This is a genomic window from Plantibacter elymi (nom. nud.), assembly GCF_900177795.1.
GTDB lineage: Bacteria > Actinomycetota > Actinomycetes > Actinomycetales > Microbacteriaceae > Plantibacter > Plantibacter elymi.
On record NZ_FXWJ01000003.1, the window covers coordinates 388,420 to 407,937 of the forward strand.

Annotated in this window: 16 protein-coding genes and 1 pseudogene; 10 read left to right on the top strand and 7 right to left on the bottom strand. The window is 70.5% G+C overall.

The features are described from left to right. Positions 1-41: 41 nt before the first annotated feature. Positions 42-599 (bottom strand): PH domain-containing protein, encoded by a 558-nt coding sequence (locus CCK91_RS11235; RefSeq protein ID WP_165767028.1) that lies wholly within the window; start codon positions 597-599, stop codon positions 42-44. Positions 600-700: 101 nt separating this feature from the next. Between CCK91_RS11235 and CCK91_RS11240 the strand changes: the two genes are divergently transcribed. Continuing rightward, positions 701-1,513 (top strand): EI24 domain-containing protein, encoded by an 813-nt coding sequence (locus tag CCK91_RS11240; protein WP_086474083.1) that lies wholly within the window; start codon positions 701-703, stop codon positions 1,511-1,513. Here the strand turns inward: CCK91_RS11240 and CCK91_RS11245 are convergent. Then, the gene (locus CCK91_RS11245) at positions 1,497-2,288 is read right to left on the bottom strand and encodes a biotin--[acetyl-CoA-carboxylase] ligase (RefSeq protein WP_086474084.1); all 792 of its coding nucleotides are present in this window, start codon (positions 2,286-2,288) and stop codon (positions 1,497-1,499) included. The genes CCK91_RS11240 and CCK91_RS11245 overlap by 17 nt on opposite strands. 139 nt (positions 2,289-2,427) lie before the next feature. Here CCK91_RS11245 and CCK91_RS11250 point away from each other — a divergent pair, with 139 nt between their 5' ends. The 4 genes and pseudogenes from CCK91_RS11250 (at position 2,428) to CCK91_RS20150 (ending at position 6,270) form a co-directional block, all read left to right on the top strand. After that, the gene (locus CCK91_RS11250) at positions 2,428-4,029 is read left to right on the top strand and encodes an acyl-CoA carboxylase subunit beta (protein ID WP_071262519.1); all 1,602 of its coding nucleotides are present in this window, start codon (positions 2,428-2,430) and stop codon (positions 4,027-4,029) included. Further along, positions 4,026-4,277 (top strand): acyl-CoA carboxylase subunit epsilon, encoded by a 252-nt coding sequence (locus tag CCK91_RS11255; protein WP_242664519.1) that lies wholly within the window; start codon positions 4,026-4,028, stop codon positions 4,275-4,277. The genes CCK91_RS11250 and CCK91_RS11255 overlap by 4 nt, the downstream gene beginning before the upstream one ends. Positions 4,278-4,998: 721 nt before the next feature. Continuing rightward, a pseudogene (locus CCK91_RS19935) lies at positions 4,999-5,970 on the top strand (DUF222 domain-containing protein); the annotation flags it as partial. Then, positions 5,962-6,270: an HNH endonuclease signature motif containing protein gene (locus CCK91_RS20150; RefSeq protein ID WP_242664531.1), complete on the top strand. Its 309-nt coding sequence runs from the start codon at positions 5,962-5,964 to the stop codon at positions 6,268-6,270. The pseudogene CCK91_RS19935 and the gene CCK91_RS20150, both read left to right, overlap by 9 nt. A 467-nt stretch (positions 6,271-6,737) precedes the next feature. Here CCK91_RS20150 and CCK91_RS11270 read toward each other — a convergent pair whose 3' ends face one another. The 4 genes from CCK91_RS11270 to CCK91_RS11285 form a co-directional block, all read right to left on the bottom strand. After that, positions 6,738-7,799 carry a hypothetical protein gene (locus CCK91_RS11270; RefSeq protein ID WP_086474087.1) on the bottom strand — a complete coding sequence of 354 codons (1,062 nt, stop codon included), beginning with the start codon at positions 7,797-7,799 and terminating at the stop codon, positions 6,738-6,740. Then, a complete protein-coding gene (locus CCK91_RS11275; RefSeq protein ID WP_086474088.1) occupies positions 7,796-8,968 on the bottom strand; it encodes a sensor histidine kinase in 1,173 nt (390 codons plus the stop codon). Before CCK91_RS11275 ends, CCK91_RS11270 begins: the two co-directional genes overlap by 4 nt. Before the next feature lie 67 nt (positions 8,969-9,035). Then, positions 9,036-9,692: a response regulator transcription factor gene (locus CCK91_RS11280; protein ID WP_064294846.1), complete on the bottom strand. Its 657-nt coding sequence runs from the start codon at positions 9,690-9,692 to the stop codon at positions 9,036-9,038. 77 nt (positions 9,693-9,769) lie between these two features. Further along, the gene (locus tag CCK91_RS11285) at positions 9,770-11,074 is read right to left on the bottom strand and encodes a class I SAM-dependent RNA methyltransferase (protein ID WP_086474089.1); all 1,305 of its coding nucleotides are present in this window, start codon (positions 11,072-11,074) and stop codon (positions 9,770-9,772) included. A 62-nt stretch (positions 11,075-11,136) separates the two neighbouring features. Here CCK91_RS11285 and CCK91_RS11290 point away from each other — a divergent pair, with 62 nt between their 5' ends. From CCK91_RS11290 to CCK91_RS11300, 3 genes are all read left to right on the top strand, one after another. After that, positions 11,137-11,787, top strand: coding sequence for a Maf family protein (locus tag CCK91_RS11290; RefSeq protein WP_086474090.1), 651 nt, complete (start codon positions 11,137-11,139; stop codon positions 11,785-11,787). 96 nt (positions 11,788-11,883) lie between these two features. After that, complete coding sequence (locus tag CCK91_RS11295; protein ID WP_086474091.1) at positions 11,884-13,644, top strand: ATP-binding protein; 1,761 nt, start codon at positions 11,884-11,886, stop codon at positions 13,642-13,644. A 54-nt stretch (positions 13,645-13,698) separates the two neighbouring features. After that, entirely contained in the window at positions 13,699-15,336 is a 1,638-nt protein-coding gene (locus CCK91_RS11300) for a helix-turn-helix transcriptional regulator (protein ID WP_086474092.1), read from the top strand. 47 nt (positions 15,337-15,383) lie between these two features. On the opposite strand, the gene CCK91_RS11305 is transcribed toward CCK91_RS11300, so the two are convergent. Further along, positions 15,384-16,820, bottom strand: coding sequence for an NAD(P)H-quinone dehydrogenase (locus tag CCK91_RS11305; protein WP_086474093.1), 1,437 nt, complete (start codon positions 16,818-16,820; stop codon positions 15,384-15,386). Between the two features lie 128 nt (positions 16,821-16,948). On the opposite strand from CCK91_RS11305, the gene CCK91_RS11310 reads away from it, so the two are divergent. Further along, positions 16,949-17,782, top strand: coding sequence for a purine-nucleoside phosphorylase (locus tag CCK91_RS11310; RefSeq protein WP_079707324.1), 834 nt, complete (start codon positions 16,949-16,951; stop codon positions 17,780-17,782). Then, positions 17,779-19,482 (top strand): phospho-sugar mutase, encoded by a 1,704-nt coding sequence (locus tag CCK91_RS11315; RefSeq protein ID WP_086474094.1) that lies wholly within the window; start codon positions 17,779-17,781, stop codon positions 19,480-19,482. Before CCK91_RS11310 ends, CCK91_RS11315 begins: the two co-directional genes overlap by 4 nt. Positions 19,483-19,518 lie beyond the last annotated feature (36 nt).

Consider the following 19,518-nt stretch of genomic DNA (forward strand, 5'->3'; position numbering starts at 1 on the left):
CCGACTCGAACATCGTACCGGCCGGGCACACCCCGCACGGGTCAGCGTCGGACCGGTGGCTGCTGCGTCGGGTTCGGTGCAGCCGGGTAGGGCGCGGCGATGCTCTGGTTCTCGGCGACGAGCTCGTGGAGGGCGTTCTGGACGAGGACCGCGCCGGGCACGTCCCGCAGGACGACCGGCACCTCGCCGCCGCTCGTCACCCGGACGTTGCCACTGCCGAAGGCGCTCTGCACCCAGCTCTTGTGCACCGTGATGCCGTAGCCGCGGGCGTGGTAGAGCTCCTGGCGCGTCCGCACGAAGAACCCGCGACGGACGATCAGTCGGCGGGTCGTGATCACGTAGCGGACCGACAGCCAGGCGATGAACGGCAGGACGCAGGCGACCAGCACGATCACCCCGCCGCCGATGAGGACGGCCCAGTTCTGCCACTCGAGGTCGAACGAGCCGAAGAAGAACGCACCGGCGCCACTCACCGCGATGAGCAGGAGGGCGGGGAGCAGGAGCCGCCGGGCATGCGGACGCAGGCGTGCGACCACACGTTCGGTCGCCGCCGCGGGAGGAGCCGGCCTGCCCGGCCCCGTCATACCGGGATCAGCCATACTCCCATTCTTAGCAGTCGCGGCAACCCGCCGCCTGCTCCCACCCCGCCCGTCGGCGATCCCGAACATCCGTGCATCGGCCGCCCGGCTACCATGAAGGCGTGAAACCGGCCGACAGCACCGCACCGACGGCGCAGCAACCCGGCGTCGTCGGGTCGTTCCTCGAGGGGATCGGCATCCTCTTCGGCGGGTTCCGCCTCTGGGGTACCTCGCCGAAGCGCATGCTGCTCGGCACGGTCCCCGCCGCGATCGTGGGCGTCGTGTTCATCGCGTTGCTCGTCGTCCTCGGCGTCAACGCCGCCACGATCGTCGACTGGGCGACACCGTTCGCCGACACCTGGGACGAGCCGTACCGCTCGTCCATCCGGGTGGCCGCCGCGGTCGCGTTGGTGGCCGTTGCCGTCGTGGTGATGCTGTACGCCTACGCCGCAGCGACGCTCCTCGTCGGCGACCCCTTCTACGAGCGGATCTGGGCCGACGTCGAACGCACCCTCGGCGACGCTCCTCCGGAGTCGGGTGAGTCCGCGTGGCGCGGACTCCTCACCGGTGTCACCCGGGCGCTCGGCCTGCTCCTGCTCACCATCCCGACGGCGGCCGTCCTCTTCCTGCTCGGCTTCGTCCCGGTGATCGGCCAGACGGTGGTCCCGGCGCTCGGACTTGCCGTGAGCGGTTGGTTCCTCGCCCTCGAACTGACGGGCTACGCGTTCGACGCGAGGGGGTTGTCGTTACGCGACCGCCGCCGGACCCTCGCCAGGCGACGCGCCCGCACCCTGGGCTTCGGGATGACGGTCGCGGTCCTCTTCCTCGTGCCGGTCCTGTCCGTGCTGGTCATGCCGGCCGCCGTCTCCGGCGCGACCGTGCTCGCGCGCCGGTCCCTCACCGAACAGGCGGGAGCGCTCAGCGCACGTGCGTGACGTCGCCGGCCGCCACCGCGACCGGCGCACCACCGTCGGTCGGTCGGACGACGAGCCGCCCGTCCGCGTCGATCCGCTCGGCCGTGCCGGTCAGGACGTCGCCGCCGGGGAGTTCCACCCGCACCGAGCTGTCCAACGTCACGCATCGCTCGGTGACCGCAGCTCGGAGCCCGCTGGCCTCGGCGTCACCGGACGCCGCCAGGTAGGCGTCGTAGAGCGTGCCGAACGCACGCAGGTAGCCGACGAGGACGGTGTCCGGGTCAGGATCGGCGAGGCCGGCGAGCGCGAGCGAGGTCGACCGGTCGGTCGGCAGTTCCTCGGAACGCTGACGGAGGTTCACACCGGTCCCGAGGATCACCGCGTCCCCGCTCGGCAACAGCTCGGCGAGGATGCCTGACACCTTCCGACCGCCGATGAGCACGTCGTTCGGCCACTTCACGTCAGCGGGCACCCCGAGCTCCCGGAGCGACTCCGCGAGCGCCGCACCCGCGAGGAGCGGGAGCCAGCCGTAGGCCTGCAGCGGGAGCGGATCGCCTGACGGAGTGACCGGCCGGAGCAGGACCGACACGGCGAGTGACGTGCCGGGTGGCACCGTCCACACGCGACCGAGGCGACCGCGTCCCCCGCGCTGGTCGTCGGTGAGGACGACCGAGCGGTCCGGCCACGCGTCGCCGCCGTCCTCGCGCACGCGTCGGGCGAGTTCGTCGTTGGTGGAGCCGGCGTGGGCGAGGATCTCGAGGCGTGGCACGAGGGCGGCGGTGAGGGGCAGATCCATGGCACAACCCTACTGAGGCCGGTCGCCGGCGCCCGCGTCGCCCACCGGCATGCTTGGACGATGCCGACAACGGATCGGCGCGCCGCTTGTACCCGATCGTCAACGGGTCGGCTGGGGGACCACCGGGTAAGGTGAAAGCGTGACCGACGAAACCACCTCCGGCCCTGACCTGTACACGACGGCCGGGAAGCTCGCCGACCTCAAGAACCGCTATCACGAGGCCGTGACGGCGAGCGGCGAAGCCGCCATCGAGAAGCAGCACAAGAAGGGCAAGCTCACCGCGCGGGAGCGCATCGAGCAGCTGCTCGACCACGGCAGCTTCGTCGAACTCGACGAGTTCGTGCGGCACCGTACGACGGCGTTCGGCATGGACCGCTCGCGGCCGTACGGCGATGCCGTCGTCACCGGCACCGGCACCATCCACGGCCGCCAGGTCGCCGTGTACTCGCAGGACTTCACCATCTTCGGCGGTTCGCTCGGCGAGGTCGCCGGCGACAAGATCATCAAGATCATGGACCTCGCGTTGAAGACGGGCGTCCCGATCATCGGCATGCTCGACTCCGGCGGGGCGCGCATCCAGGAGGGCGTCGTCGCACTGGGTAAGTACGGCGAGATCTTCCGACGCAACACGCAGGCCTCCGGGGTCATCCCGCAGATCTCCATCATCATGGGTCCGGCAGCAGGCGGCGCCGTCTACTCCCCCGCACTCACCGACTTCGTCATCATGGTCGACAAGACCAGCCAGATGTTCGTCACAGGCCCCGACGTCATCAAGACCGTCACGGGCGAGGACGTCGGCATGGAGGAGCTCGGCGGCGGGTACACGCACAACACCCGCTCGGGCGTCGCCCACTACCTCGCGAGCGACGAACCGGACGCCCTCGACTACGCCCGCACCCTCGTCGGCTTCCTGCCCGACAACAACCTGTCCGAGGCCACGGTCTTCGACGTCGAGGTGGAGCTGGAGACGACGGACGAGGACCGCCGACTCAACACCCTCATCCCCGACTCGCCGAACCAGCCCTACGACGTGAAGACCGTCATCGAGCATGTCGTCGACGACGCCGACTTCCTCGAGGTCCAGCCGCTCTTCGCGCCGAACATCGTCATCGGTTTCGCGCGCGTCGAAGGACGGTCGGTCGGCGTCATCGCCAACCAGCCCTCCCAGATGGCCGGGACGCTCAACATCGAAGCGGGCGAGAAGGCGAGTCGGTTCGTCCGGTTCTGCGACGCGTTCAGCATCCCGATCCTCACCCTGGTCGACGTCCCCGGCTACCTGCCCGGCACCGACCAGGAGTGGACCGGCGTCATCCGCCGCGGCGCGAAGCTCCTCTACGCCTACGCCGAGGCCACGGTGCCCCTGGTGACCGTCATCCTGCGCAAGGCCTACGGCGGCGCCTACATCGTCATGGGCTCGAAGCAGCTCGGGGCCGACATCAACCTCGCCTGGCCCACGGCCGAGATCGCGGTCATGGGCGGGCAGGGTGCCGTCAACATCCTGTACCGCGGCGAGATCAAGCGGGCCGAGGAGGCCGGCGAGGACGTCGCCGCCGTGCGCACGCGCCTCGCGAACGAGTACACCTACAACGTCGCGAGCCCGTTCCTCGCCGCTGAACGCGGCGAACTGGACGGGGTCATCGAGCCGGCGGCCACACGGGTCTCGGTCATCAAGGCGCTCCGTGCACTCCGGACGAAGCGTGCGAGCCTGCCCGCCAAGAAGCACGGGAACATCCCGCTGTGAGCACCGGCGCCGAGCCGAACACGACCGAGCCGTCGTCGATCGATCTCCGGATCGAGCGCGGTACCCCGACCGACGAGGAACTCGCGGCGCTCACCGCGGTGCTGAGCGTCGCGATCGCCGAACAGGCACTGCGCGACGCGGACACCGCCCCGGCACCCCGCGTCCCGTCGACGTGGGAGCGGACGAGGCGGAACCTCCGTACGGGGATCACCGCGGGTCCTGGACACTGGCGCGCGTTCACGGGCTGAGCCGTCTCGACGGAGGACTCACGCCGGTTGCCCCTCGTGGCGCGCGGTGCTGTCCCCCATTCGTGTCCTCCATAGTGCCGACTGTCGGGGGTACCCCTGATGGAGGATCATCATTCTCGAAAGTTGCGTCTCATCGAGACCACTTCACCAGCTCCTGCTCCATCTAGGGTAAGCGGGCAGGAGTTCGGGGGCGGGTCAGAGCGGTATTCGGGTTACCGCTCTGACCCACGAACGTCACGGAGGGCCAGCATCGGGTGCTGGCCCTCCTTTCGTTCGTTCGAGACCCGGCACGCCGACAGGCTCAGCGACCGGGAGAAGTCCACTCGGACGCGTTCCGGTCCCTGAGCTTGTCGAAGGGCCCACGAGGAAGTTCCCGCTTCGAGGAAGTTCCCGCTTCGATGACCCTCTCCGGCCCTCCGAGTGACCCCCTCCGGTCCCTGAGCAACCCCATCCAGCCTCTGAGCCTGTCGAGCGCACACGAGGAACCTCTCGCCCTGGTGACCCTCCTCCGGTCCCTGAGCCTGTCGAAGGGCCCACGGAGAACCCCGCCAATCCGGCATGCCTTCCCCGGTCCCTGAGCCTGTCGAAGGGCCCACGGAGAACCCCGCCAATCCGGCATGCCTCCTCCGGTCCCTGAGCCTGTCGAAGGGCCCACGAGCAACTTCCACACTCGGCTCGACTCAGCATCTGGAATGTCAGTGGTCCGTGGTGGACTGGTTCCATGACCGAGACCACCTCCGCCGCGATCCGCGTGGGCGACGAGTGCGCCGCGCGCCTCGCGGAGTTCTCGGACCACTACGCGGACATCCAGCGTCGGCGTGCTGCTCTGGACGCCGAGGAGGCTCGGCTGCTCGCCCGGTCTGCCGCCTACGCGGACGCCTTCGCCGACGCCACGGTTCCGGCGATCTTCCCGCCCGCGGAACGGCAGGCGCTCTCCCGCCGGTCGACCTGTACGGCGCTCGCGATGGCGACCCGCACGCCCGAGCGGACCGTGCAGCGGGCGACGAACGACGCCGAGCGCCTCGTGAATGATGCTCCGGCCGTGCTCGAGTCGCTCGAGGCCGGTCGCATCTCGGCCCGGCACGCGCAAACGATCATCGACCAACTCAGTGACGTGCCGACCGCAGGGCGGGCGGGGTTCCTCGCGGAGGTCCTGCCCGTCGCGGAAGAGTCCACCAACGCAATCCTTCGCAGGCGCGCCCGCGTCCTGCGCGAGCGACTCCACCCCGAGTCCATCACCGCACGCGCGGTCCGCTCCGAGGCCGACCGCCGGGTCGAGTTCAAACCGGCCGCCGACGGCATGGCGTGAGTGCACCTGTTCACCACCGCACCGATCGCGCAGGGCATCATCGAGCGCGTCGAAGCAGCAGACGCCGAATCGCGCCAGGCCGGCGACACCCGTACCTGCGCGCAGCTGCAGGCCGACGCCCTCGCTGCCCTCGCGCTCACCGGCGTCACGCCCGACGACGTCATGTCCAGCCCAGTCCTGCCGCACCCGATCGAGGTCCAGGAGCACATCACGCCGACCGTGCAGATCACCGTGCCAGCGCTCAGCATGGCCGGCGTCTCCGACGCGCCCGGCATGCTCGACGGCTACGGCCCGATCGACCCGCAGACCGCAGCCCGCATCGCGGTGAACGCCCCCAGCTTCACCCGGATCCTCGTCCAGCCGGAAACCGGCGCAGTGCTCTCCGTCGGACGGGGCCAGTACCGCGTTCCGGCCGACCTCCAGCGCGCGGTCCGGCTTCGGGACGGCACTTGTCGCGCACCAGGGTGCGGGCGACGAGCCAGGGCCTGCGACCTCGATCATTCGGTCGCCTGGGAGGACGGCGGCACGACAGATGTCGGCAACCTCGCGTGTCTCTGCCGACATCACCACCGGATGAAGCACCTCCCCGGGTGGAACCTCGACCACGGACCCGGCGGGGTCCTCGAGTGGACGACACCCGACGGGAAGCAGTATCGGACCGAGCCGGATCCAGCAGCGTTTTGACCTGCCTCGGTGTCCTCAGATCGAAGGGTTCCTCGTGGGCACTTCGACAGGCTCAGTGACCGGGAGAAGTGCACCCGGAACGATGAGGCGACCTCGTGGGCACTTCGACAGGCTCAGTGACCGGGAGCAGTGCGCCCGAACCGTTTCGGTCCCTGAGCCTGTCGAAGGGCAGCTGGGTCGTGACACCTCAGTGGCCGGAGGAGGTTCACCGGGAATGCCTCGGCCCCTGAGCCTGTCGAAGGGTTGCTCGTGGGCACTTCGACAGGCTCAGTGAACGGAAGAGGTTCGCCCGGAACGATGAGGCGACCTCGTGGGCACTTCGACAGGCTCAGGGACCGGAGGAGGTGTGCCCGGAACGATGAGGCATCCTCGTGGGCACTTCGACGGGCTCAGCGACCGGGAGAAGCGCGCGCGGATGCGTCCCGGTCCCTGCGCCTGTCGACTGGCACTGTCCTCGTCGGAGCGGTTCAGTCCTCCTCGGACACGCCCACCGCGCCCAGGTCGGCACGGGAGCCGTCGCGTGGGATCTCGAGCCACACGTCGAGTTCCTCATCGTCGTCGTCCGGCCCCGCAGCGACACCCGGATCGCGGTGCACCGCACGCAGGCCGACCACGGTCACCGCGACGCGCTCGTCGTCCGGGACGCTCCGCACGATGAAGCGCGTGGCTTGCGAGGCGGCGAGCGCCTCGGCGATCTGCTCGTGGATCGCGTCGAGGACGCCGGCATCCAGCTCCTCGAGGCCACCTTCGTCCAGCATGTTCACGATCGCTCCGCGCCGCCGGGCCGCGAGCACCTCGGATCGGACCGGGTCACTCAGGAGGTGACGCCCGCGGATCTCGTCGCGGAGACTGGCCTCCAGCGTGCGGCACTCCGTGCGATCGGCCACGGAGAGTCTGCCGCCGTTGGCGATGATCGTGCGGAGCATCGGGGTCGCGAGGCGGCCCGTCTGGCTCAGGCGTCGTCTCCGCTCGTGCACGTGCGCGTACTGCGCCGCCTGCCAGTCCGAGGTCGCGTGCTCCGCCTGGGTGAGGCGCTCGGCGTCGTGCTGCGCCCCGGCGATCGATCGGGTGAGCACACTCGCGAGGACGACCCAGATGAGGCTGCCTGTGACGCCCATCCCGAGCGCCAGTCCCGGACCCGCCCAGAGGAGCGACTGGACCGTGAGGAAGACGATCCCGATGTAGGCGACCGCCTCCCGCTGCCGGACCACGGTGATCGTCATCAGCGTCCCGATCGACGCGACGTGCCAGGTGGCGTACCCGTTGTTCCGCGTCGGGTCGAGCTGGCTGGTGACGAGCAACGGGACGATGATCGCGGTCGCGAGGTTGATGCTCGCGAGCCAGGACGGCATGCGCGTCGTGCCCATCGGCCAGAGACTCAGGACGCTCGCGACGGCGTAGACGAGCATCGCGATGAGGACCGGGACGACGTCGCGGGGTGTCTCGAGCGTCAGCGCTGCACGGAGCAGGTGGTACGCCGAGAACAGGGCGGCGAGGATGACGAGGGCGTACCGCGGTGCCGGGGTCACGAGCCGTGCTCCGGAGACCACTCGATACGGATGACGGCACCCTCACCCGGACGGGAGATCACGGTCGACCGGCCGCCGACCGCGGCGACGCGCTCGACGATCGACACCTTCAACCCGAGCCGCTCCTCGGCGACCTGCTCAGGGCAGAACCCGACGCCGTCGTCGCCGACGATGACGCAGACGCCGCCGGAGACCGTGCCCTCGATCGACAGGCTCCGTGCAGCTCCCGAACCCGCGTGCTCGACGCTGTTGACCATCGCCTGCACCGTCGCCCAGTAGACCGCGTTCGCGACCGTGACGGGCAGGACCCGGCCGGACGCCCCCTCGACCGTTACGGAGAACGGTTCACCGAGCATCGACGCGGCCGCACGCAGCCGTTCGATGAGCTCGGCGAGGCCGGTGACCTCGTCCTCGTTGGTCATCGGCGCTCCAACGCCCTCGAGCTGCTCGATCGCGACCCGTGCCATCATGACGGCGAGCGCCTCCGACTTCGGGGTCAGCGCCCGATCCGCCGCGAGCAGGGAGGCGAGGACGCTGTCGTGGACGATCGAGTCGACCTCGACGCGCTCCACCTCCGTGGCGTGCTGCTTGACGGCCGCGTCGTAGGTGGCGAGTGCGGCCGCCCTCGCGGTGTCGACCCGACCGGCCAGCACGCGGAACAACCCGACGAGCACGACGATGAGCCCACCGATGATCGTCGCGTAGGACGCGTCGAGCGCCCCGATCTCGAAGGAGGCCGGCGCGAAGTCGGCGTCGATCACACGGTTGACGCCGTACATGACCGACGTCACGACGAGGTACACGATGGCCCCCCGCAAGTGCAGCGGGATGCAGGCGAACGCGACGGCGATCGTGCAGAGGTACCAGATCCACGGTTCCTGGTTGATGTCCGCCGACGCCTGCGCGTTCACCGCGGGCCAGATGAGGAGGGCCACGAGGAACACGGCGGCGAAGACGCCGGAGGCGATGCGGTGGTGCCACAGGAAGAAGCAGCAGATGATGGCGCCGAACATCGTCCCGAAGACGAGGGAGACGTAGACCACGCCGAACCAGCCGGTGATCTGGACACCCTGCCCGAGCGTGGTGAACGCGGTCTGCAGTCCGAAGACGAGTCCGATGATCGCGACCGAACGGCCGAGGAGGCGTTCGAAGTTCGCGGTGTTCAGCATCCGGCGCTGAACCTGGGCATCTTTCGTGGTCGCGGGGATCGCGGGATGCCTGGTCGGTGCCCGGAAGCTAGGAGACATCCGTCCCGCCTTGATCGAGGCCGGGGAGAATCCCGTCCTCGACCGCTCGGCGGAGCAGGTCGACCTTCGTCGGTGCCGGGCGACCCACCTCGACGTACTTCACCCGGATGCGGTCGATGTGTTCGCGGGCCGTGGAGTAGGCGATGCCGAGCTGCATGGCGACGGTCTTCAGCGGCAGGCCGGACGCGTAGAGGTGCAGGACGTCGCGTTCGCGACGGCCCAGCTGCGCCCGCGCGAAATCGCTGTCGGCGTCGATCGCGCTCGCCCACTCGATGTTGTTCAGGGCCTCGCCGCGGGCCACGGTGCCGATGGCGGCGATGACCGTGTCCGTCGGAGAGGACTTGGGGATGACCCCGGACGCTCCGGCGGCCAGCGCCTCGCGCACGAGCGCGACCCTATCGGCGATGGAGTGGATGAGGACGTGCGCCCCCACTGCCTGCACCGCATGGATGTTCGAGGTCGGCGTGCTTCCGTCGGAGAGGGAGAGGTCGAGCACGACCACGTCGGGCACCACGCCGTTCAATGCGGCGATGCACTCGACGGCGGTCGGGGCACTCGCCACGACCTGATACCCGGCGTGCGCGCACACCGCTTCGATCCCGAGCCGGACGGACTCGTGATCATCAATGATTGCGACGGTCACCACGGCACCATCGTAGCGAGTGACGGACCCGCCGGGCGCGACGGCCTGATCGCGAGTCGTCTCCGTCGGCACGGGCCCGCTCAAGCCGTCCGTGAGAAGCCCGCGACGGCCTCGAGGTGGTGCGTGTTCGGGAAGAGGTCGTAGGCCGCGAGGTGGTCGAGCTCGTAGCCCTGCTCCGCCAGGAGGGCGACGTCGCGGGACAGCGCGATGGGGTCGCAGGCGACGTAGACGATCGACGCGGGGCGCAGCTCGCCGAGCATGGCGACGATCTCCGCGCCGGCACCCGAGCGGGGCGGGTCGAGCACGACGGTCGCGGTGGCGTACCGGGACCGCTCGATCCGACTGCCCGTCGCGATCTCCGACCGCAGGAAGGCGTCGACCTTCGCGGTGACAGCCTGTGCACCCACCCACTCGGACAGGTTCTCCCCCGCGTACTCGGTGGCGCGTTCGTCACTCTCCACGGTCGTGATGCGGGTGGTGGCGCCGAAGCGGTCCCCCACGCCCGCGGCAAGGAGTCCGACGCCGCCGTAGAGGTCGAGGTTCGCGGCGCGTGGGTCGAAGCGAGCGTCATCGATGGCCGCGGACACGGCCTGCTGGAGGGTCGTCGCAGCCTGACGGTGGACCTGCCAGAATCCGTTCGCGTCGACGATGAACTCGCGCTCGCCGACGAGCTCGCGGATCGGGTCTGCCGCCGGGCGGACCGGCTTCGGTCCCCCGCGTCGACCGCGCCCGCCACCGCGTCGGCGGTCGCCGCCTCCGGCCTCGTCCGCGCGCGTCAGGACGCGGACCGTCCCGGTCGAGGAGGCGACGATGTCGATGGAGGTGGTGCCGTGCGGCAGCTCCTCGAGCTTGGCCGCTTCGGCCACGGCTTCGATCGCGAGCGGCAGGTCGTCGACGGGGACGACGTGGTGGGACCTCGAGGCGTAGGGACCGATGTTGCCGTGCTGGTCGACGTGCAGGGAGACCCGCGTCCGCCACCGCGTGCCGTCGGGCGTCTCACCGTCGACCGCGGCGACCGTGAACTCGGGAGCGACTCCGGCGAACCGCTCGAGCCCTTCCGCGAGGACCTGGTGCTTCAGCGTGCGCTGGTGGGCGAGCTCGATGTGTCCGAACTCCGCTCCCCCGGCCCGCTCGCTCGGCTCGCGGTCGACGGAGGCCTCGGCCCAGACGTGCGGACGGCGGTGCTCGGACGGCGTGAGGACCTCCAGGGTCTCCGCCCGCCAGAAGCGCTTCTCGTTCTCGTCGACGATGCGTGCCCGCACGCGCTCACCGGGGAGCGTGTCGGGGACTAAGACCACCCGGCCCTCGTGCCGGGCGACGAAGACACCCCCGTGGGCTACGTTGGTGATGTCCAGTTCCACGGTGCGTGCAGTCGTCGTGCTCATGCGTCGAGCATGTCACACGGGCGGCTGCGGGGAGTCCACCGTCCACTGCAGAAGGAACCGTCATGCACCTCACGCTCGCCTCCACGTCACCGGCCCGACTCGCCCTGCTGCGGTCGAGTGGCATCGAGCCGATCGTCGTCCCGTCGTCGGTCGATGAGGAGCAGGCCGTCCACGACGCGACCCGTGCCGCGGGTGCGCCGCTCGCCCCCGACGAGGTCGTGGCACTCCTCGCCCGTGCGAAGGCGGAGGCCGCTCTGGCCGTCGTGCGCGGACGTGGCGACGCCGCCGACCTCATCCTCGGCGGCGACTCGGTCTTCGTCCTCGACGGCGTCGTCCACGGCAAGCCACACACCCCCGAGCGCGCCCGCGAACGCTGGCACGCCCAGCGCGGCCGGACGGGGACCCTGTACTCCGGTCACTGGCTCATCGACTGCACCGGTGCCTCGCCGGTCGGGATCGGTGCGGTCGCGAGCGCCGAGGTGTCCTTCGCCGACGACCTCGACGACGCCGAGATCGACGCCTACATCGCCTCGGGTGAGCCCCTGGCGGTCGCCGGCGCGTTCACGATCGACAGTCTCGGTGCCGCCTTCATCACCCGCATCGAGGGCGATCCGTCGACCGTCGTCGGCCTCTCGCTCCCGACCCTGCGGCGTCTCGTCCGCACGCTGGGACACGACTGGCACGAGCTCCGCAACCGACCCGGTGCCCTCTGACACCCCAGCCCTTGTAGAGGCGACACGTCGTTCCCGCGACTTTTTTGTGCGTGTGAGCCAAAGGCTCACCCGGGCCTCCCGGTAGGCTCGTGGACTGTGCCACGTATAACCAAGGTCCTCATCGCCAACCGTGGCGAGATCGCCGTCCGCGTCATCCGAGCCGCGAAGGACAGCGGGATCGCCTCCGTCGCCGTCTACGCCGACCAGGATCGCGACGCCATGCACGCCCGTCTCGCCGACGAGGCCTACGCCCTCGACGGGACGACGAGCGCGGAGACGTACCTCGTCATCGACAAGCTCCTGTCCATCGCCCGACGGTCCGGCGCCGACGCCGTCCACCCGGGCTACGGGTTCCTCGCCGAGAACGCGGACTTCGCGCGTGCCGTCATGGCCGCAGGGCTGATCTGGATCGGCCCGTCGCCCGAGGCCATCGAGCGTCTCGGCGACAAGGTATCCGCCCGCCACGTGGCTGAGAAGGTGGGCGCTCCGCTCGCCCCCGGCACGCTCAACCCCGTCTCGGGTGCCGAGGAGGTGCTCGACTTCGTCGACATCCACGGCCTGCCCGTCGCCATCAAGGCGGCGTTCGGTGGCGGCGGTCGCGGCCTGAAGGTCGCCCGCGAGCGCGAGGAGGTCGCCGAGCTCTTCGAGTCGGCAACCCGCGAGGCCATCGCAGCGTTCGGCCGGGGCGAGTGCTTCGTCGAGAAGTACCTCGACCAGCCGCGCCATGTCGAGACACAGTGCCTCGCCGACGCGCACGGCAACGTGGTCGTCGTCTCCACCCGCGACTGCTCGCTGCAGCGTCGCCACCAGAAGCTCGTCGAAGAGGCACCGGCGCCCTTCCTCACCGACGACCAGGTGACGGAGCTCTACCGCGCCTCGAAGGCGATCCTCAAGGAGGTCGGCTACCTCGGTGCCGGCACCTGCGAGTTCCTCATCGGCAAGGACGGCACCGTCTCCTTCCTCGAGGTCAACACCCGCCTGCAGGTCGAGCACCCGGTCTCCGAGGAGATCACCGGCATCGACCTCGTCCGCGAGCAGTTCCGCCTCGCCGAGGGCGGCGTCCTCGACTACGACGACCCGCAGCCGAGCGGCCACTCCTTAGAGTTCCGCATCAACGGCGAGGACCCGGGACGCGGCTTCCTCCCGCAGCCGGGCCCGATCCACGTGTTCAAGACCTTCGGCGGCCCCGGTGTCCGGCTCGACTCCGGCGTCACGGCCGGCGACACGATCTCAGGCGCGTTCGACTCGCTCCTCGGCAAGATCATCGTCACGGGACGCACCCGCGAGGAGGCGCTCGAGCGCAGCCGTCGCGCGCTCGACGAGTTCGAGGTCGCCGGCCTCCCCACCGTCATCCCCTTCCACCGCAAGATCGTCCGCGACCCCGCCTTCACCGCGGAGGACGGCACCTTCGGCGTCTACACCCGATGGATCGAGACGGAGTTCGTCAACGACATCGAGCCCTGGGACGGATCCATCGATGCGCAACAGGCGCCCGCTGCCCGCTCGACGGTGGTCGTCGAGGTCGGCGGCAAGCGGCTTGAAGTCAGCCTTCCGGGCGGACAGCTGGGGCTGAACGTCGGTGCACCGGTCGCCGCTCCCGCTCCGCACCGCCGCGGTGGTGCAGCGGTGGTCTCGGGTGCGACGGGTGATTCCGTCTCGGCGCCCATGCAGGCGACCATCGTGAAGCTCGCGGTCGCCGAGGGCGATGTCGTCGTGAAGGGCGATCTCGTCGTCGTCCTCGAGGCGATGAAGATGGAACAGCCCATCACGGCGCACAAGGACGGCACGGTCGGCGCGATCGACGCGACGGTCGGTGCCACGGTCTCCTCGGGTCACCAGCTCCTCACCATCAGCTGACCCGACCGGCGCCCTCGGGCGTCGCATCGGACCCGGCGACGATACGCTGAGCAGGTGTCAGCAGCCGACCTCCTCGAAGACGCGTTGGATCGTGTGGCGGACTTCGACGCCGTCGGCGCGATCGCGCTGCTCGAGGCCGAACCGCACGCGGCGTCCGATCCCCGCGTCCTCGCCCTCCTGTCCTACGCCCGGTTCACCACCGCCGATTTCGCGGGTTGCCGACGGGACGCGGTGGACGCGCTCGCCGCCTCGACGGACTCCGACCGGACGACGCGCCTGCTCGTGCTCGGAGCCGCCGGGCTCGCGCTCGGATCGGACCGCTCGTCCGGCTCGGAGCTGGAAGGGTGCTTCACGGAGGCGGACGCCCTCGTCGACGACGGCGGCGACCTCGAACCGACCCTGGCCTGGCTCGTCGGGTACCTGCTCGTCGAGGGCGCGGTCGTCAACGTCCTGATCCACGCCGCCCGGCGCTTCGCCGACGCGTTCGCCGATGAGATCGCCGCCACCCCGAGCCGCTTGTACCGGACACTCGTCGACGGGGTCCTCGCCCGACTGCTCCTCAACGAGGGACGCGTCGCCGAGGCCGAGGCCGCCGCGCTCGCGATGTTCGAGCGGGCCGGGAGCGGACCGACCGCCCTGTACGCGGAGGCCGTGCAGTGCCTCGTCGCCGGCAACCGTGCCGAGCAGGGGGCGACCAGGACGCTCGCCCGCCGCGTCCGTCAGGCCATCCCCGAACCCACGGGCGCCTTCCAGACGACGTGCTACCTCCTCGTCGGCTACGGACTCGCCGCCCTCGCGGACGACCACGGCGCCGCGGCCCTCGCACGGAGCGCTTCGGGGAATGACTTCAGCGGCCTGTCCGTCCAGGACCGGGCCCTCGCGATCGAGCTGCTCGTCTCGAGCGCGTTCCTCGACCGCGACATCGTCGAATCGGAACGCCTCATCGGCTTCATCGCCGCCGATGTCGACCGTAGGGTCCCCGGGCCGGCCATCCTCCGGATGCAGTGCAAGCTCGAACTCCTCCACGGGCGACCCGCCGACGCGCTGGCGCTCGCGCGCACGGCGACCACCCGCGCATTGGCCGACGGTCGCATGCTGGAAGCCGGTATCGGCGAGATCCTCGCGACGCGTGCCCTGATCGCAATGTCCGACCGGACGCAGGCCGTCCGTGAGTTGGCCGCGCTCGCCGAGCAGGCGGTCCGCGGTGGGCACACGGCCGCGACCCGCTCCGCCGCCCGGGAGCTGAAGGCGATCGGTCGACGCCTCGCGCCGGTCGCGGGGTCCGGTTGGGACGGACTGTCGCCACGCGAACGCGAGGTCGCCCTGCTCTCCGCGGAGGGCAACTCGACGGCGGAGATCGCGTCCGTGCTCCAGCTCTCCTCGCGCACCGTCGACGCCCACGTCACCCGGGTGCTCGCGGCGTTCGGGATCGTGTCCCGCCGCCAGCTCCCCTCACGGCTCCCGGCCACGCTGCCGTTGACCGCCGTCCCCGTCCCGACCGCACCGCTGACGCCACGACAACGGGATCTCACCGAACTCGTCGCGGACGGCCTGTCGAACGACGAGATCGCGACGGCCCTCGGCATCTCCCGCAAGACCGTGGAGAAGCATCTGAGCGCCGTCTTCCACGCCTGGGGCGTGCGCTCGCGGGTCGCCGTCGCACGCATCGTGCTCGCGAACCGCGCTCGGTGAACCGCTGCGCCTCGACGACGGTCCGACGAGGACGCCGGGGATGAGGGCTATTCGACGATGTGCATGGCGCGCGCCGCGTCGGTGATCGACCCGGTGAGTGACGGGTAGACCGTGAAGGCACGTGCGACCTGGTCGACGTTCAGCCGCTGCTCGACCGCGAGGGCGAGCGGGAAGATGAGCTCGCTGGCCTTCGGGGCGACGATGACTCCGCCGATGACCGTCCCGCTGCCGGTCCGCGCGAACAGTTTGACGAAGCCGTCCTTGATGCCCATCATCTTCGCGCGCGGGTTCTGGGCGAGGGGCAGCTTGTAGATCTCGCCCTGGGCGATGCCGTCCTCGATCTGCTTCTGGGTCCAGCCGACGGTCGCGATCTCCGGCTGCGTGAAGATGTTCGCGGCGACGTTGCGGATCTCCGTCGGGTTCACCGCGTCGCCCATCGCGTGCAGCATCGAAGTGCGACCCTGCATCGACGCGACGGACGCGAGCGGCAGGAAGGTCGTGCAGTCACCGGCGGCGTAGATGTTGGGGACGCTCGTGCGGGCCACCCGGTTCACACGGATGTGCCCGGAATCGGTCAGCTGCACGCCGGCCTCCTCGAGACCGATCCCGGCGGTGTTCGGCACCGAACCGACCGCCATGAGGCAGTGCGACCCCTCGACCGTGCGACCGTCGGAGAGTGTGGCGACGACGCCGTGCTCGGTGCGGGTGACGGAGTCGGCCCGCGACTTCGACAGGACCGTCATGCCGTTGCGCTTGAAGACGTTCTCAATGACCGCCGCGGCATCGGCGTCCTCGCCGGGCAGCACCTGGTCGCGGCTCGAGATGAGCGTGACCTTCGAGCCGAGTGCCGTGTAGGCGGAGGCGAACTCGGCGCCGGTGACGCCCGAGCCGACGACGATGAGGTGCTCGGGGACGGAGGTGAGGTTGTAGAGCTGCGTCCAGGTGAGGATGCGCTCGCCGTCCGGCAGGGCGGAGGGCAACTGGCGCGGGCTGGCGCCGACGGAGACGACGACGGTATCGGCCTCGATGCGGTCGAAGTCGGTGCCGCCGGACAGGTCGGTCGAGACGATGACCTCGTTCGGTCCGTCGAGCCGCCCCTGACCGTTGACGATGCGGACACCGGCACGGATGAGACTCGCGCGCATGTCCTCGGACTGCTGGCGGGCCAGCCCGAGCAGTCGCTTGTTGACGGCGGCGAGGTTCACAGCGACCTCGGGACGGCTGGGCTTGCCGGTGGTGTCCGAGCGGACGAAGAACTGCACACCGAGGTCGGCAGCCTCGCCGATGGCCCCGACCGCGTCGGCCGTGGCGATCAGGCTCTTGGACGGGACGACGTCGGTGATGACCGCCGCGCCGCCGACGCCCGTGCGCTCCACGAGCGTGACGTCGGCCCCGAGCTGCGCCCCGGCGAGGGCCGCCTCGTACCCGCCGGGTCCGCCTCCGATGATCGCCACTCGCTGCTTGCGTTCGAACTCGTAGGCCATGCGTCCATTCTCGCGCGCCACCAGGGGCGGGACCAAACCCGTTCGGGCCCGCCGCGGCGGGGATCGTGCGCGGATGAGCGGGGTCGGCACGGTTGGGCGGCGGCCCCGCCCCTGTCTAGAGTGAGAGGATGTCCGAAACCTCTGCGAACCCACTCGATCTGTCCGATGTCGATCCCTTCGAGATCGCCCGCGAAGCCGCCGGCCAGATCGCCGAGAAGACCGGCGTGGAACGCCACGACATCGCGCTCACCCTCGGCAGCGGCTGGGGCAAGGCGGCCGACCTGATCGGCGAGACGACGGCGACGATCCCGGCCTCGGAGATCGTCGGCTTCTCGAAGCCGGCGCTCGAGGGCCACGTGGGCACCCTGCGCTCGGTCCTGCTCCCGAGCGGCAAGCGTGCGCTCGTCATCGGCGCCCGGACGCACTACTACGAGAACCACGGTGTCCGCCGTGTCGTGCACAGCGTGCGGACGGCCGCTGCGGCCGGCGCGGGCATCATGGTGCTGACGAACGGCGCAGGCGGCATCAAGGACCACTGGACGCCAGGCACGCCCGTGCTGATCAGCGACCACATCAACCTCACGGCCGACTCGCCGCTCGAGGGCGCGACGTTCATCGACCTCACCGACCTCTACGCCAAGCGGCTGCGGGACATCGCGCACAGCGTCGCTCCGGAGCTCGACGAAGGCGTCTACACGCAGTTCCGCGGACCGCACTACGAGACCCCCGCCGAGGTCCAGATGGCGAAGGCGATCGGTGGCCACATCGTCGGCATGTCCACCGCGCTCGAGGCGATCGCCGCACGTCAGGCCGGTATGGAGGTCCTCGGGATGTCGCTCATCACGAACCTCGCCGCCGGCATCCAGCAGACGCCGCTCAGCCACGCCGAGGTCATCGAAGCCGGCCAGGCGGCCGAGCCGGTGATCAGCAAGCTCCTCGCGCAGATCGTCGCGGCCCTGTGAGCGAGGCGACGAGCCTGCTCGCGACCGCCGAGGCCTGGCTCGCCCAGGATCCCGACGACGAGACCCGGGCCGAACTGGCAGGCCTCGTCGAGCGCGCCCGCGTGTCCGACGACGTGGCCGTCGCAGAACTGCACGACCGCTTCGACACCCGACTGCAGTTCGGCACGGCCGGGCTCCGCGGTCGCATCGAGGCCGGTTCCAACCGGATGAACCGGGTCCTCGTCTCACAGGCCGCCGCCGGGCTCGCCGCCTACCTGCTCGAGCAGGCGCCGGAAGGCGTGACGCCGAGCGTCGTCATCGGCTACGACGGCCGGAAGAACTCCGCCGTGTTCGCCAGCGACACCGCGGAGCTGATGGCCGGCGCCGGTGTCCGCGCCATCCTGCTTCCACGGCTCCTCCCGACGCCCGTCCTCGCGTTCGCCGTCCGGTTCTTCGACGCCTCGGCCGGCGTCATGGTGACCGCCAGTCACAATCCGCCCGCCGACAACGGCTACAAGGTGTACCTCGGCGGTGAGCACCACGGGTCCCAGATCGTCTCCCCCGCCGACGCGGCCATCGCCGCCCACATCGGGCGCATCGCCGAGACGGCGCTCGTCCAGGACCTCCCGCGCAGCGACGCCTTCGAGATCGCGGGCGAGGACGTCGTCGACGCCTATGTCGCGGCGACCGCGGCCGTCGCACCCGCCCCGGCGGGCAGCCAGCTGCGCGTCGTCTACACGGCCATGCACGGCGTGGGTTGGGAGACGACCCGACGCGTCCTCGAGACCGCCGGTTACCCGGCACCGGAACTCGTCACCGAGCAGATCGATCCCGATCCCACCTTCCGGACCGTCAGCTTCCCGAACCCGGAGGAGCCCGGCGCACTCGACCTGTCGTTCGCGACGGCGCGAGCGGTCGGGGCCGACCTCATCATCGCCAACGACCCCGACGCCGACCGCCTGGCGATCGCGATCCCCGACGACGCAGCCCCCTCGGGGTTCCGTCGGCTCACCGGCAACGAGGTCGGTCTCCTCCTCGGGTGGCGGGCCGCCCAGGCCGCCAGTGCGGCACTCGACGGCGACGCGGCACCCGAGGGCACGCTCGCGTGCTCGATCGTCTCCTCCCCGGCCCTGCGCATCGTCGCCGAAGCGCACGGCCTCGAGTTCCGGGAGACCCTCACCGGGTTCAAGTGGATCTCCCGGACGCCGGGCATGCTCTTCGGCTTCGAGGAGGCCCTCGGCTACCTCGTGAACCCCGGGACCGTGCGCGACAAGGACGGCATCTCGGCCGCCGTCGCGTTCCTCGGTCTCGCGACGGCTTCGGCGCAGGCGGGCGAGAGCGTCGCGGGGCTCCTCGACCGGTTCGCGGACACCTTCGGTTCATTCGGCAGCGACCAGATCTCCATCCGCTACGCGGAGCTCAGCCGCATCGGCGAGGTCATGTCCGGGCTGCGGGCGCTCCCACCGACGGAACTGGCGGGCGCCCGGGTGACCCGGATCGACGACCTCGCCGACGGGTTCGAGACGCTCCCGCCGAGCGACGTCCTGCGCGTCTGGCTCGACGACGGCACCCGGGTCATGATCCGGCCGAGCGGCACGGAGCCGAAGCTCAAGGTGTACGTCGACGTCCAGTCCGCCGACGGCGACGCCGCCGAGCGTGCGGCGACGGTCACCGCGCGGCTCACCGCTCTGCGGACGGACCTGACGGCGCTCGTCTCCTAGCTGCTCGACACGCTCGGCGCCTGGTGGGGTGCGGCC